General features: G+C 33.8%; 11 protein-coding genes. 10 read left to right on the plus strand and 1 reads right to left on the minus strand.

The window, feature by feature from the left end; translation table 11 throughout:
• Positions 1 to 96 precede the first annotated feature (96 nt).
• The 5 genes from QVO42_RS02425 to rnmV all read left to right on the plus strand — a co-directional run bounded on the left by QVO42_RS02425 (position 97) and on the right by rnmV (position 6,902).
• A complete protein-coding gene (locus QVO42_RS02425) occupies positions 97 to 816 on the plus strand; it encodes a Fic family protein (RefSeq protein WP_022424595.1) in 720 nt (239 codons plus the stop codon).
• A gap of 5 nt (positions 817 to 821) precedes the next feature.
• Complete coding sequence (locus QVO42_RS02430) at positions 822 to 1,580, plus strand: 4Fe-4S binding protein (RefSeq protein WP_022424596.1); 759 nt, start codon at positions 822 to 824, stop codon at positions 1,578 to 1,580.
• Positions 1,581 to 1,809: 229 nt separating this feature from the next.
• A complete protein-coding gene (locus QVO42_RS02435; RefSeq protein ID WP_022424597.1) occupies positions 1,810 to 6,036 on the plus strand; it encodes a 2-hydroxyacyl-CoA dehydratase in 4,227 nt (1,408 codons plus the stop codon).
• Positions 6,037 to 6,047: 11 nt separating this feature from the next.
• Positions 6,048 to 6,368 (plus strand): hypothetical protein, encoded by a 321-nt coding sequence (locus QVO42_RS02440; protein WP_022424598.1) that lies wholly within the window; start codon positions 6,048 to 6,050, stop codon positions 6,366 to 6,368.
• Positions 6,369 to 6,377: 9 nt separating this feature from the next.
• Positions 6,378 to 6,902 carry a ribonuclease M5 gene (gene rnmV / locus QVO42_RS02445; protein WP_006504468.1) on the plus strand — a complete coding sequence of 175 codons (525 nt, stop codon included), beginning with the start codon at positions 6,378 to 6,380 and terminating at the stop codon, positions 6,900 to 6,902.
• Positions 6,903 to 7,035: 133 nt separating this feature from the next.
• Here rnmV and QVO42_RS02450 read toward each other — a convergent pair whose 3' ends face one another.
• The gene (locus QVO42_RS02450; RefSeq protein ID WP_022424599.1) at positions 7,036 to 7,536 is read right to left on the minus strand and encodes a transcription repressor NadR; all 501 of its coding nucleotides are present in this window, start codon (positions 7,534 to 7,536) and stop codon (positions 7,036 to 7,038) included.
• Between the two features lie 84 nt (positions 7,537 to 7,620).
• Here QVO42_RS02450 and rsmA point away from each other — a divergent pair, with 84 nt between their 5' ends.
• The 5 genes from rsmA to QVO42_RS02475 form a co-directional block, all read left to right on the plus strand.
• Positions 7,621 to 8,439 (plus strand): 16S rRNA (adenine(1518)-N(6)/adenine(1519)-N(6))-dimethyltransferase RsmA, encoded by an 819-nt coding sequence (gene rsmA, locus QVO42_RS02455; protein ID WP_022424600.1) that lies wholly within the window; start codon positions 7,621 to 7,623, stop codon positions 8,437 to 8,439.
• Positions 8,436 to 9,302, plus strand: a complete 867-nt coding sequence (ispE, locus tag QVO42_RS02460) for a 4-(cytidine 5'-diphospho)-2-C-methyl-D-erythritol kinase (RefSeq protein ID WP_022424601.1) — start codon at positions 8,436 to 8,438, stop codon at positions 9,300 to 9,302. The genes rsmA and ispE overlap by 4 nt, the downstream gene beginning before the upstream one ends.
• A gap of 70 nt (positions 9,303 to 9,372) precedes the next feature.
• Positions 9,373 to 10,770 (plus strand): bifunctional UDP-N-acetylglucosamine diphosphorylase/glucosamine-1-phosphate N-acetyltransferase GlmU, encoded by a 1,398-nt coding sequence (gene glmU / locus QVO42_RS02465; protein WP_022424602.1) that lies wholly within the window; start codon positions 9,373 to 9,375, stop codon positions 10,768 to 10,770.
• 15 nt (positions 10,771 to 10,785) lie between these two features.
• On the plus strand, positions 10,786 to 11,736 hold the full coding sequence (locus QVO42_RS02470; RefSeq protein ID WP_022424603.1) for a ribose-phosphate diphosphokinase: 951 nt from the start codon (positions 10,786 to 10,788) through the stop codon (positions 11,734 to 11,736).
• A 1,848-nt stretch (positions 11,737 to 13,584) separates the two neighbouring features.
• Positions 13,585 to 14,613 (plus strand): aldose epimerase family protein (locus QVO42_RS02475; protein ID WP_288163639.1); only part of this gene is annotated, 1,029 nt, incomplete at its 3' end.

Consider the following 14,613-nt stretch of genomic DNA (forward strand, 5'->3'; position numbering starts at 1 on the left):
GACAACTAGGAGGTCATTTCATATTATCTAATTTTAGATGTTCAGAAATTAGTTGAGAAAGGTGCTTCTAAAGAAAAAATAGGCCTTAGAGGACCTATGCCACCAGGAGTATTATTTGCAGTATATGATTCTAAGACAGGAAATCCGGATTATATTCCACCAGAATATAGCGATGTTCCAGGATTACTGGATGAGTTGATAGAGTATGTCAATACTACTGATGATCATCCATTGATTGTTGCAGCGGTTGTACATTATCAATTGGTAACTGTTCATCCATTTGAGGATGGTAATGGAAGAACTGCAAGATTATTATCTGGATATATTATGGATTTAAATGGATATGGATTTAATGGGGTTGGTTCATTAGAAGAGTATTTTGCATATGATGTAGATGAATATTATGACTCTATTCAAATGGGGTTGCCTGCATTGTATTATTCTGGAAGAGAGAATCCACCACATCCTGAAATTTGGATTAATTACTTTCTGCGAATGGTAAAGTTGTATTCTAGAAAAGTGTGTGATCTACAATTATCTTCTGAAGAGGAAGATATTGCAGGAAGTTTATCTTTCTTAAAAGAGAGAGAAAAAGAATTATTAGTATTGTTGATTTCAAGTTATCGAGGGGAGTTTACTCCGATAGAAGTGAGTAAACAATTATCAGTCACAAATAAGACAGTTATTAATAGATTGGCTGGTTTAGTGAAGAATGGATTTGTGATTCCAATATTAGTTAATAAGAGAATCCGTTCCTACAAACTAAGTGAATTTGCGGTAAATCATGAAAGGGAAATTAAGGAAGCAGTTGGGTAAAAAATATGATGAATAAGTATAGAATTATATTCAGTCCAACAGGTGGAACTGAAAAGGTATCAAAATCAATCACAAAGAATTGGGGTTATGTAGAAGACATAGATCTTTCAGTTGTAGATAAGAATTATCAAGATATATCATTGACAGAAAATGATATTGCGGTAATTGCTATGCCAACTTACGCAGGATTAGCGCCACAAGTTGCATTAGATAGACTTGCGAAAATCAATGCACATAACTGTAAATGTGTCATTGTTGCGGTATACGGAAATAGGGCGTATGAAGATACACTTGTTCAAATGGAAGATTATGCACATAAGGCTGGATTTGATGTCATTGGGGCTATATCAGCCATTGCTGAACATTCTATTTTCCATCAATTTGCGACAGGAAGACCGGATGAGAATGATTGTCATCAATTAGAGGAATTTGGTGATCAGATTCTAGAAAAAGCACCTAATAAGATTAATACTAAACCGAATATTCCAGGTCATAGACCTTATAAGAAAGCAGGTGGAGGAACGATTCCTCAAGCAAATACCTTATGTACAAAGTGTGGCTTATGCGTAGTAAAATGTCCTACAGGTGCAATTAGTAAAGAAAACCCACAAGTGACAGACAAGGATAAATGTATTTCATGTATGCGTTGTGTGGTTATTTGTCCAAAACAAGCAAGAAGTCTAGATCAAGAGAAGATGGCAGTCATAGAAACAGCAATCGCAAAGGTTTGTTTAATTAGAAAAGAGTGTGAATTATTTATATAATTGAATAGTAGATCATACAAAAGAGGACGAGATAGGATGATATTTTCATCTTTCCTTCCTCTTTTTGACTTTGTTAGACAAGCGCCGTACTTTTCCTTACAAATAGTTAAATTTTGTGTATTTATCGTTATATTTTATAATTTTATTATGCAAAAAACTAGATTATTTCTTAAAATTCGTTTAATATAGGTTCGATATAATACACAAAAAGAGAGAAGGATGTGGAAATATGAAATATTATTTAGGAATTGATGTAGGATCTACGACTGTAAAACTCTATTTGACAGATGAGAATGATAAATGCTTATTTTCTAAGTACACAAGACATTTTTCAGATGTTAGAAAAACAATCTATGAGTTATTAATTGAAGTAAAGAACCAGATGGGTGATATTGATTTATATCCTGTTATGACTGGTTCAGGAGGTTTATCTCTTGCAGATAAGCTTGGTATTTCTTTTATACAGGAAGTTATTGCGTGTACAAAGACAGTAGAAACATATATTCCACAAACTGATGTTGTTATAGAACTTGGTGGAGAAGATGCCAAGATCACTTATTTTGAAGGACAGCTTGAACAGCGTATGAACGGTACTTGTGCAGGAGGTACTGGGGCATTTATTGACCAGATGGCTACTTTGTTAAAGACTGATGCTGCTGGTTTAAATGAATATGCGAAAAACTATAAGACAATCTATCCTATCGCATCACGTTGTGGTGTCTTTGCGAAAACAGATATTCAGCCTTTAATTAATGAAGGTGTATCTAAAGAAGATATTGCGGTATCTATTTTCCAGGCAGTCGTCAATCAGACTATTTCTGGTCTTGCCTGTGGTAAACCTATTAGAGGGAATGTTGCATTCTTAGGTGGTCCACTTTATTTCATGGATCAGTTAAGAGAACGTTTTATTGAAACATTAGGTTTAACTGAAGATGAAATCATCTTCCCACAGAACTCACAGCTATTTGTTGCTATGGGTGCATGTCTAAATGCGAAAGAAAAGGTAGAAAGCCCATTAAACATCTCTAAGATTATTGAAGACTTAGAAGGTCTTTCAGACTCCCCTACAGAACTTACAAATGTCTTAGAACCATTATTTAATGATGAAGCAGAATTAAAAGAATTCAGAGAAAGACACTTTACTCATATCACTAAGAAAAGAACACTTAAGAAATATAAAGGTAAAGTATTCTTAGGTATCGATGTTGGTTCTACAACATCTAAGATCATCATGACTGATGATCAGGGTGCTATTTTATACTCTTTCTATAGTTCTAATGAAGGGAATCCATTACAGTTGATCATGAGTCTGATGAAGGAAATCTATCAGATGCTTCCAGAAGGATGTTATATTGCGAAAGCAGGTGTTACTGGTTATGGTGAAGCCCTTATTAAAGCTGCTTTAAAGGTAGATATTGGTGAAGTAGAAACAATTGCCCATTATACTGCCGCAAAAGCCTATGAACCTGATGTAGACTTCATTCTTGATATTGGTGGTCAGGATATGAAGGCTATTACTATTAGAGATAACGTCATTCAGAACATTTCATTAAATGAAGCATGTTCTGCAGGATGTGGTTCATTCTTAGAAACATTCGCAAAATCATTAGGCTATAAGATTGAAGAATTCGCAGAACTTGCATTAAAGTCTAAACACCCTATTGATTTAGGTTCTAGATGTACAGTATTCATGAACTCAAAGGTAAAACAGGCACAAAAAGAAGGTGCTTCTGTAGAAGATATCAGTGCTGGTTTATCTTATTCAGTTATCAAGAATGCGTTATATAAAGTTATTAAATTAAGAAGTAAAGAAGATATTGGTAAGCATGTTGTTGTACAGGGAGGTACTTTCTATAACGAAGCTGTACTACGTGCATTTGAAAAAGAAACAGGTATTGAAGTAGTAAGACCTGATATCGCAGGATTAATGGGTGCTTATGGTATGGCTCGTATTGCGATTGAAAATGATGACAATGAACCTTCTACTATTCTTTCATTAGAAGAAATAGAAGCACTTGACTATGATACAAAGATTAGAAACTGTGGTAAGTGTACAAATAACTGTATGTTAACTATTACATCATTTAATGATGGTAGAGAATATATTTCAGGTAATAGATGTGAAAGAGGGGCTAACCTTCCAATGACATCTAAGAAGTTACCTAACCTCTATGATTATAAATATGGTCGTATCTTTGGTTATAAATCACTTTCTAAAGATGATGCAAGAAGAGGAGAAGTGGGTATTCCTAGAGTACTTAATATGTATGAGAACTATCCATTCTGGCATACATTCTTTACTCAGTTAGGCTTTAGAGTCGTCTTATCAGCAAGATCTTCTAAGAAAATCTATGAAAAGGGTATTGAATCTATTCCATCAGAAAATGCCTGCTATCCAGCAAAGATTTCTCATGGACATATTGAAAACCTAATTGAAAGAGGTATTCCTTTTATCTTCTATCCATCAGTAGCATATGAAAGAAAAGAATATGAAGATGCAGGTAATAACTATAACTGTCCAGTTGTTGCTTCTTATCCAGAAGTTATTAGAAACAATGTAGACAGCTTAGAAGAAAAACACGTGAAATATAAGAACCCATTCTTATCTTTAAATAACCCTAAGACATTATTTAAGGTAATGAAGGAATCTTTAGCTGAATATGATATTTCAGATAAGGAAATGCATAATGCGATTGATAAGGCTTATCAGGAATTAGCACGTGCAAGAAAAGATATTGAAGTAAAGGGTCAGGAAGCATTGGAATGGATGCATAAAAACCATAAGAAGGGTATTGTCCTTGCAGGACGTCCTTATCATGTGGATCCAGAAATCAACCATGGTATTGCTAGCTTAATTACAAGTGAAGGTTTCTGCGTATTAACAGAAGATTCTGTATGTAATTTAAATAAAGAAAACTTAGACTTACGTGTAGTAGACCAGTGGACATATCATTCTAGACTCTATCGTGCTGCAGAGTTCGTAACAACTCAGCCAGATCTTGAACTTATCCAATTAACATCATTTGGATGTGGATTAGATGCAGTTACAAGTGACCAGGTGGCTGAATTATTACAGGCAAGAGGTAAGATTTATACACTTATTAAGATTGATGAAGCCTCTAACTTAGGACCAATCAGAATCCGTATTAGATCACTTAAAGCAACAGTAAAGAAGAAAGACAATACTGTACACTTAGAAAATAAATATGAATCTGAAAAAGTATCATTCACAGAAGAAATGAAGGACGATAGATGGACTATTTTATGTCCTCAGATGTCTCCTATTCATTTCCAGTTTGTAGAAACTGCAATGAATTCAGAAGGTTATAACTTTGTCGTATTACCTTCAGTAGATAAAGAAGCTGTAGACCAGGGATTAAAGTATGTTAATAATGATGCATGTTATCCAAGTATCTTAGTAACAGGTCAGATGATGAATGCCTTGAATTCAGGTAAGTATGATCCTCATAAGGTGGCATTGATCATCTCACAGACAGGTGGAGGATGTCGTGCAACTAACTATATTGCGTTTATTAGAAAAGCATTAAAGGATGCACATATGGATTATGTACCTGTTATTTCAGCAAACTTACAGGGATTAGAATCTAACCCAGGCTTTAAGATCACTTATAAGGTGGCTAAGAAGGTTATTATTGGGGCTATGTATGGTGACTTATTCATGAGAGTCTTATATCGTGTAAGACCGTATGAAAAGGTCAAAGGTTCAGCTAATGAATTATATGAATCATGGGTAGAAAAGTGTAAAGAAAACGTTGAAAATGGTTCTATGAAGGAATTCAAGAAGAACGTTTATCAGATTGTAAAGGAATTTGATGAATTACCACTTCTAGATATTAAGAAACCTAGAGTAGGTCTTGTAGGAGAAATCCTTGTAAAATTCCACCCTACTGCCAATAATGAGATTGTAAAGATTATTGAAGAAGAAGGCGCAGAAGCAGTTATGCCAGATTTAATTGACTTCTTCCAGTATTGTTTCTACAATACTCAGTATGAACATGAACATTATGATGCAAGCTGGAAATCAGCTAAGTTATGTAATGTAGCAATTAAACTCGTAGACTTCTTAAGAAAAGATATGATTAAGGCATTAGAAGCATCAAATCGTTTTGATGCACCACATCCTATTGATCAAATTGCGAAAAAAGCAAGTGAAGTTGTTTCTATTGGTAACCAGACAGGTGAAGGATGGTTCTTAACTGGTGAAATGATTGAACTCATTGATGAAGGTGCACCAAATATTGTATGTATGCAGCCATTTGCCTGCTTACCTAACCATGTAACAGGTAAGGGTGTCATTAAGGCATTAAGAAGAAAATATCCACAGTCTAACATCGTTGCGATTGATTACGATCCAGGGGCTAGTGAAACAAACCAGCTTAACCGTATTAAATTGATGTTATCAACAGCATTTAAAAACATGGAATCATCTAAATAGTGGAGGAAGATATGGAAGATGGACATTCCACCCCGCCCTCGCGAGGTAGGGCTATTCTAGGCTTTATAAGATCAAAACTGAATTATAATAAGATTTCTGTATTAAAGAAATTAGCCTGTAAGAATAACCCTGTAATATATAGACGTGTATTACAAGAATTAGGCGACTACAAGTATAAAAAGAAACCTGTGAAGGGTATAACCCTTTCACAGGCTGATTATGATACATGCTGCCTTATACTCACTGTAATGGTTGAGAAAGATTTCGATTATTATTATGATCAGGGAGATGTCAAACGTACAATAGAACGTATGATTGACTTACTGAGTTAGGAGACTATTGTGAGAAAGATTAAAGAAGTTGTTGTAGTAGAAGGTAAAACAGATACAGCAACACTTAAACAGTTATTTGATGTAGATACAATTGAAACATCTGGATCAGGAATCAACGAAGATATTCTATCTCTCATTAAAACTGCTGCCAAGACACGTGGTGTCATTGTCTTAACAGATCCTGATTATCCTGGTACACAGATTAGAAATAAAGTTATTCAGGCTGTTCCTAATGCAAAGCATGCCTTTGTCGCAAAAAAAGATGCCAAGGGTGTGAAGAAGCTTGGTATTGCGGAAGCAAGACATGATGCAATTATTGAAGCATTAGAGAATGCAGTTACATTTAGTGATGCTAAAGAATCTATTTCATGGGATGAATTTATTGATCTAGATGTATTAGGAAATAAGAAGAGAAGACTACAGGTCTATGATGCCTTTCATTTAGGTTATGGTAATGCGAAAGCATTATTTAAGAGACTGAATATGATGGGTATTACAAAAGAAGAAGTACTTAAAGCATTAAAGAGTCAGTAGACATTATCTGCTGACTCTTTTTTATGTATATTCAATTTCTTCACTACCTACAATATTATGTTTTAAGTTAGTTTTACCATTTATTGGAAACATATTATTATTCATCTATTTCTTTAAAGATGAAATTAAAAACCTATTGTTTTAATAATATATTCTTTTCATCCAGTGCTTCTTTAATACGTTCTAATGTTTCTTCATCAGGTGCTGTAATTGTATGCAAGTGAACGCCATCTGTTAATAGAGAAAGAGGCGCAATATCATTATCCTTAACTGCAGACATAAACTTAGAGACATCATAACGTGAATATATATGTAGATTTCCTTTGATTTCTCCATAAAGAGGATGTTCTACTATCACATCTTCAACCTTACCACCTAAATCTACAATAGTATTTAATTCTTCTTCTAATTGATCATTATTATGCTTTACTGCAATCGTATAAAGATTACTCCTATTAGTATCTAATATATATCCTCTAGGTGTTGCAGTAATATCTTCTCCCGATGCTCTTAGTAATGCCACATCTCCTACAATAATCTGTCTAGAAACACCTAATTCTTTCGCGATTTTACTTGCTGAAACAGGTTTATCACTACTACTTATTATTTCTATTATTTTTGTTTTTCTATCCATATACATCACCTTTTTGACCATTATAAAAGAATTTTTCAGGGAACTCAATGGTCTTTTCTTTACATATCCTATATAATAAATGATATGGAAAATATCGCAAAAAAATCAAATACAGAATTTATATTAAATACATTTAACTTAAAGCCTTCTAAGAAATATGGACAAAACTTCTTAGTAGATCCAGGTATTATTCAAAGTATCGCAGATCATGCTTCGCTGGATAAGGAGACAGCAGTTATTGAAATAGGACCTGGTATAGGCGCTCTTACAGAACAGCTCTCTAATAAAGCTGGTAAAGTATTATGCTTTGAAATAGATGAACGTTTAAAAGAAGTATTATCATTTTCTTTAGAAGGACATGATAATGTAGAAATCATCTTCCAGGACTTTATGAAAGCTGATTTAGAAGAAGCCTGTAATAAACTAAAGGATTATAAGGATATCTGTGTTGTCACAAATCTTCCTTATTATATTACTTCTAAAATCATCACAAAGATTGTGTCTTCTTCTACACCTATTAATCGTTTAGTCGCTATGGTACAAAAAGAAGTCGCACTAAAACTCTGTTCTGAAGAAAAGAGTCCTTTAAAGATGATGATTGATTATGTAGGAGATGTTCAATATGAATTGAATGTGCCTAGACATGTATTCATGCCAGCACCTCATGTAGATAGTGCTGTTATTTCTATTCATAAAGAACGTGTTATATCACAGGAATTGATTGATCTGATTGAAGCAAGTTATACTGCAAAAAGAAAAACACTCTATAATAACTTAAAGCCTTTATATCATGATCAAACAAAAGAATTATTAGAATCATGTGGTATTCCTGCCAATAAACGTGCTGAGGAATTAAACATTGATGACTATATAAAAATACTAGAAAGGAGTCATACACTATGAAGATTCGTGCTTATGCGAAAATAAACCTTGCATTAGATGTAGTAAGTGAAAGAGAAGATGGATATCATGAATTAAATATGATTATGGCCCCTATTGTTCTTCATGATTTGATTCTTATCGATCCTATTGAAAAAGGTATAGAAATTACTACAAACACATACCGTGTACCTACTGATGAACGTAACATCATGTATAAGGTGGCCGATGCATTAATCAAGAAGTTTGATATCCAAAGTGGTGTAAGAATCCACTGTTATAAGCATATTCCTTCTCAAGCTGGAATGGGTGGAGGAAGTGCCGATGGTGCAGCTATCTTCCGTGCAATGAACAGTTTATTCCATTTACGTATGTCTTATCAGGATATGTGTGAGATGGGTAAAGAGATTGGTGCAGATATTCCATTTTGTATATGGAATCGTATTGCGGTTGTAGGTGGTATTGGTGAAAATCTACATTTTATTGATCGTTCACGTTTTAATTGTCATTTATTGATTGTAAAACCTAAGAAGGGTGTTTCTACAAAGAAATGTTTTGATGATTTAGATATAGAAACAGCTGTTCACCCAGATATTGATTTAATGAAGCATGCAATTGAAAAGAATGATTATCAGGGTGTTGTAGATTGTTTAGGTAATACTTTAGAAGCTCCTTCTATTAAGATGGTACAGGATATCCAGTCTATTAAGGATGATATGATGAACTTTGGTTTTGATGGTGCTCTTATGTCAGGTAGTGGTTCATCTGTTTTTGGTATGACTCAAGATCCTGAATTAATAGATAAAGTGCTTCCATATTTTAAAAAGAAATATAGTTTTGCAGTAAAAACACAGATTTACTATCCAGAGAAAAGGAAAAAGGGATAACTTACGCCTTTTCTCTTTTATTTTGAATTGAATTTTGCTAGAATGTAGGGGAAAAAAAGGAGATATGTCGATGAAAGTTTATGCAGTTGTCTTAGCAGCGGGTAAAGGTACTCGTATGAAATCAGATGCACCTAAGGTTGTTCATGAAGTTTTATATAAACCAATGATCAATTATGTGGTGGATGAATTAAAGAAGTTAGATATCGCAGAAACAGTCGTTGTTGTTGGACATGGGGCTGACCAGGTCAAGGCTTTGTTAGATAACGACGTCACTACTGTCTTACAGGAAGAGCAGAAAGGCTCTGGACATGCTGTCATGATGGCAGAAAGTGTTCTAGGAGATAAAGAAGGTATGACTCTTGTATTAAATGGAGATGCACCTTTAATTACTGCGGAAACATTACAGGGACTTATTGATTATCATATGAATGGTAAGAATAGTGGTACTGTAATGACATGTGATTGTGACTTGTCACTTCCATTTGGTCGTATTATTAAGGAAGATGACCAGGTAACAGGAATTGTAGAATTCAAAGACTTACAGGAATCTCAGATGGATATCACTGAGATGAATGTAGGTGAATATTGTTTTGATAACAAATCAATGTTTGAAGCTTTAAAGAAAGTAACAAACAACAATGCTCAGGGTGAGTATTATATTACAGATTTAATTGGAATCATGAATGAAGAAGGCAAGAAGGTTGATGGCTATAAGATTCAGGATTTCAGTGAAGTAGGTGGCATTAATGACCGTGTTCAGCTTGCTGAAGCAACTAAGTTACTTCAGAAGAGAGTAAATAAGAACTGGTTATTAAATGGCGTAACTATTGTAGATACTGATAACACATATATTGGTACTGATGTTGTGATTGGTAAAGATACAATCATTGAACCAGGTTGTATTATCAAGGGACATACTACTATAGGGGCACACTGTCATATTGGTCCTTATTGTGAATTTACAGATGTAGATATTAAGGATAATGTGGAAATCAAGTTCTCAGTATTAAGCGATTCTGTTGTAGAAAGCGGTACTGATATTGGTCCTTATGCAAGACTAAGAACTAATTGTCATATTAGAGAGAATGTACACATTGGTAACTTTGTGGAAATGAAGAAAGCTGATTTTGGTAAGGGAAGCAAGTCTGCTCATCTTACTTATATCGGTGATGCTAAAGTAGGCGATGGCGTTAATATTGGTTGTGGTACTATCACAAGCAATTATGACGGTAAGAATAAGTCAATGACTGTTATTGGAAACAATGCATTTATTGGATGTAATTCAAATCTCGTTGCACCAGTGACTGTTGGTGAAGGCGCATTTGTTGCAGCTGGATCTACTGTAACAGAAACTGTAGAAGATGGCGCAATGTCTATCGCACGTGCTAGACAGGTGAACAAACCTGGTTATGCAAAAGTTTTAGAAGAAAAACGTATGAAGATTTATAACGAAAGAAACAAGAAATAAAAAAAGGGGACACATATGAAAAACAAAATTACAGTATTTTCTTTATCTTCAAGCAAGAAATTAGCTCAGGATATCGCAAGCATTTTAGGTACTAAGGTTGGAGACTGCAAAGTTCATCACTTCGCAGATGGTGAAATCTTATGTGAAATCGGTGAATCTGTTCGTGGTAAGGACGTATTCATTGTTCAGTCTACTTCTAATCCAGTAACTGAAAACTTAATGGAAATCTTAGTATTAACTGATGCTTTAAAACGTGCTTCTGCTCGTGAAATTACTGCAGTTATTCCATATTTCGGATATGCTAGACAGGATCGTAAAGCTAAACCTAGACAGCCAATCACTTCTAAGTTAGTTGCAGACTTATTAACTACAGCTGGTGTTAACCGTGTTGTAACTGTTGACTTACATGCAGCTCAGATCCAGGGATTCTTTGATATTCCAGTAGATGAAATGCAGGCTTTACCACTATTAATCAAATACTTCCGTAAAAAGAAGGTTCAGGATTTATGTGTTGTATCTCCTGACCACGGAGGAGCTACTAGAGCTCGTAAGATGTCTGAAGCATTTGACTGCCCTATCGCTATCATCGATAAGAGAAGACCTAAACCAAACGTTGCTGAAGTTATGGGTATCATCGGTAATGTTGAAGGTAAGAACTGTATCTTAATTGACGATATGATCGATACAGCTGGTACTATTACAGCTGGTGTTGATATGTTAAAACAGAAAGGTGCTAAGGATGTATATATTGCATGTACTCATGGTGTACTTTCTGGACCTGCTATTGAAAGATTATCTACTTGTGCGGCAAAAGAAGTTGTTATTACTAACACTATCGAAATTCCACAAGAAAAGAAATTTGATAAACTTGTTTCTGTATCTGTTGCAGGATTACTTGCACATACAATTGAAAACATCGAAAACGATTTACCAGTTAGTGACGTATTCACTCAGTATGATTGTTAATGTAGAGGACTCATCACGAGTCCTTTTTTAGACCAAATATATGAAGTGAAATAAATAAACTGCGCTAGTTTCTATATGTGACGACTGCGCTAGTTTCTATATGTGACGACTTGATTATATTGAGGTTAAGTGTTAAACTTCATTTGAAGTCGAAAATCAAAATGCATCAAACGAAAAGGTAAGGATTGGCAGATCCTTACCTTTTCTAACTTTTATAGTATTTTAGCACTAAGCGTATTATCTAATTATAAAATCTTATTAGTTAAATTGGTAGTGTTTTAGCATTTAGTCGCTTAGCTTAATATCATAGCTTAACATGAACTCTTTTCTGTAGAATAGATACAAGATATTATCTATAAGCATGTGAAAAAGAAGTAGAATAACTCAATTGCTCCTGTGGTTTCTATGCAGTAACGACTTGACTATGCAATGGTTAAGTGTTAAACTACATTTGAATTCGGAAACCAAAATATATCAAACGAAAAGGTAAGGATGGTCAGATCCTTACCTTTTCTAACTTTTAAAGTGGTTTAGCACTAGGCTAGTTATCGTTTAAAGAATTCGTCTAACCATTTGCAGATGTAATAAGTAAGAACACCTGCCATGACGGTAATGAAAAACTCGAAAGCCAAAATATATCACCCCCTTTCAAGGAGGACGATAACAAAGATATTATATCAAACTGGATCTAAAACAAGTAGTGAATTGGAAAAAGTGCATTAAAAACATAGTACGTAAAAATATCCTCCTGGTTATTACACCTAGAGGATATCTTTATTTCTAATTTCTGTATTTTTTATACCGTAATGACTGTATTTTTTATATCATGACGACTTGACTATGAAGTGGTTAAGTGTTAAACTTCAATTGAATTCAAAAAACAAATTGCATCAAACGAAAAGGTAAGGATCTGCCAATCCTTACCTTTTCTAACTTTTAGAGTGGGTTAACACTAGGCTAGTTATCGTTTGAAAAATTCGTCTAACCATTTGCAGATGTAGTATGTGAGAACACCCGCCATGACGGTTATGATAAACTCAAAAAACAAACTGCATCACCCCCTTTCAAGGAGGACGATAACAAAGATATTATATCAAACTGGATCTAAAACAAGTAGTGAATTGGAAAAAGTGCATTAAAAACATAGTACGTAAAAATATCCTCCTGGTTTATTACACCTAGAGGATATTTTCATTTCTAATTAAGTACTTTTTTATTTAATGTCCTTAATATGGGGTCCACATTAATATCCTCTTTTTCTTAATACTCTATAGAGGATGATTGAAAGAGTAGGAATCATTAAATATATACCAACAAGGATAGCCATATTAAAGAGTATAATCCAGACTCTCTCTTCCATATATAAGCTTATTGATGTGACAACAGTGCTATAGTGCAGTACAGATATTGCGATTACTTCTACAACTATGAGAAGGTAGAAAAACTTTGGCATTTTAGCTTTAACTAATAGGAATGTAAGTAACAGCGATACAACTAATAATGGCAGGATTTTGATTAATAAACTGCTATACAAAGCTAGAAGAAAGTTCATCATATTATTCACCTCGATTGTATTAAACCATTTTTCTATTATGTCACATCTTTAAATTTAGAGTATTCCATCCTCTTCTACTACTTAAATAATATATTATTATTAAATAGTCTATATTTTGTGCATATGAGACATATTTTCCTGCGTAAAAGACATACGGTCTTTACAACTCACAGAAAAGTCTATTAATTCTTCACTTTTTCTAGAAAGCGTATACATAATTATTCATAACATGATAAAATATATTAAGTAATAGGTATGAATTATCTATGTTTCCGAAGATGAGGTGAATAAATGTGATAGAAGTAATAGAAAAAATTGGAAATATTGAAAATTTATCATTAAAGAACAATGAGATGGAAGTTGTTGTCTCAACATTTGGTTGTACTATTATTAAGATGATTGTTGAAGATAAGAATGGAGTAAAAGGTGATGTTGTATTAGGTTATGATGACTTTAATCAATATCAGACTCTAGATGGTTATCTAGGTGCATTAGTAGGTAGAGTTGCGAATAGAATAGGAAAAGGAACATTTGGATTAAATGGTGAAACATATCATTTACCTATTAATAATGGTCCTAATAGCTTACATGGTGGTATTAAAGGATTTAGTTATCAGATCTTTGATTATGAAATCTTAGATGACTATACTATTAAGTTTACTTATCATGCAAAGGATGGAGAAGAAGGTTATCCAGGTAATATGGATTTTAGTGCTACTTATCATTTAGAAGGTACTACATTGACTATTTCTTATCATGCTACGAGTGATAAGGATACTTTAATTAATATTACTAACCATTCATATTTCAACTTATCAGGACATAAACATAATATCTATAATCACACTTTAAAGATTGATGCTGATTATTATGAACATGTAGATGCAGATGGTCTTGCTACAGGTGAAAAGGAAGCTGTAGAAGGTACTCCATTTGACTTTAGAATACCTGCAAAGATTGGTGAACGTGTAGAAGTAGATCATCCACAATTAAAACTTGGTAATGGTTTTGACCATCATTTCTTCTTTACTACAGATAAGAACCAGGTTGTATTAGAAGATGAAGAAAGTGGTAGAAGATTAACAGTATCCACTACTTTACCAGGAGCACAGATCTATACAGCAAACTATCTAGATGGACGTATTGGTAAGAATGGTGAACCTTATAATGCGAGAGATGCAGTATGTATTGAAACACAGAACTTACCAGACGCTATTCATATTGAAAAGAATCCAAGCACTATTTTAAGAAAGGGAGAAACATTTGATGCACAGACATCTTATTGTTTAGAGGTAAAGTGTGAAACAAAAATCAATCAAAAC

The sequence above is a fragment of the Catenibacterium sp. CAG:290 genome (genome assembly GCF_000437715.1).
GTDB classification, from domain to species: Bacteria; Bacillota_I; Bacilli_A; order Erysipelotrichales; family Coprobacillaceae; genus Catenibacterium; species Catenibacterium mitsuoka_A.

Bases quoted from the DNA above. Each gene is read 5' to 3' on its own strand.
- QVO42_RS02425 (WP_022424595.1), top strand. From the start codon at position 97: ATGCCACCAGGAGTATTATTTGCAGTATATGATTCTAAGACAGGAAAT.
- QVO42_RS02430 (WP_022424596.1), top strand. From the start codon at position 822: ATGATGAATAAGTATAGAATTATATTCAGTCCAACAGGTGGAACTGAA.
- QVO42_RS02435 (WP_022424597.1), top strand. From the start codon at position 1,810: ATGAAATATTATTTAGGAATTGATGTAGGATCTACGACTGTAAAACTC.
- QVO42_RS02440 (WP_022424598.1), top strand. From the start codon at position 6,048: ATGGAAGATGGACATTCCACCCCGCCCTCGCGAGGTAGGGCTATTCTA.
- QVO42_RS02450 (WP_022424599.1), bottom strand. From the start codon at position 7,536: ATGGATAGAAAAACAAAAATAATAGAAATAATAAGTAGTAGTGATAAA.
- rsmA (WP_022424600.1), top strand. From the start codon at position 7,621: ATGGAAAATATCGCAAAAAAATCAAATACAGAATTTATATTAAATACA.
- ispE (WP_022424601.1), top strand. From the start codon at position 8,436: ATGAAGATTCGTGCTTATGCGAAAATAAACCTTGCATTAGATGTAGTA.
- glmU (WP_022424602.1), top strand. From the start codon at position 9,373: ATGAAAGTTTATGCAGTTGTCTTAGCAGCGGGTAAAGGTACTCGTATG.
- QVO42_RS02470 (WP_022424603.1), top strand. From the start codon at position 10,786: ATGAAAAACAAAATTACAGTATTTTCTTTATCTTCAAGCAAGAAATTA.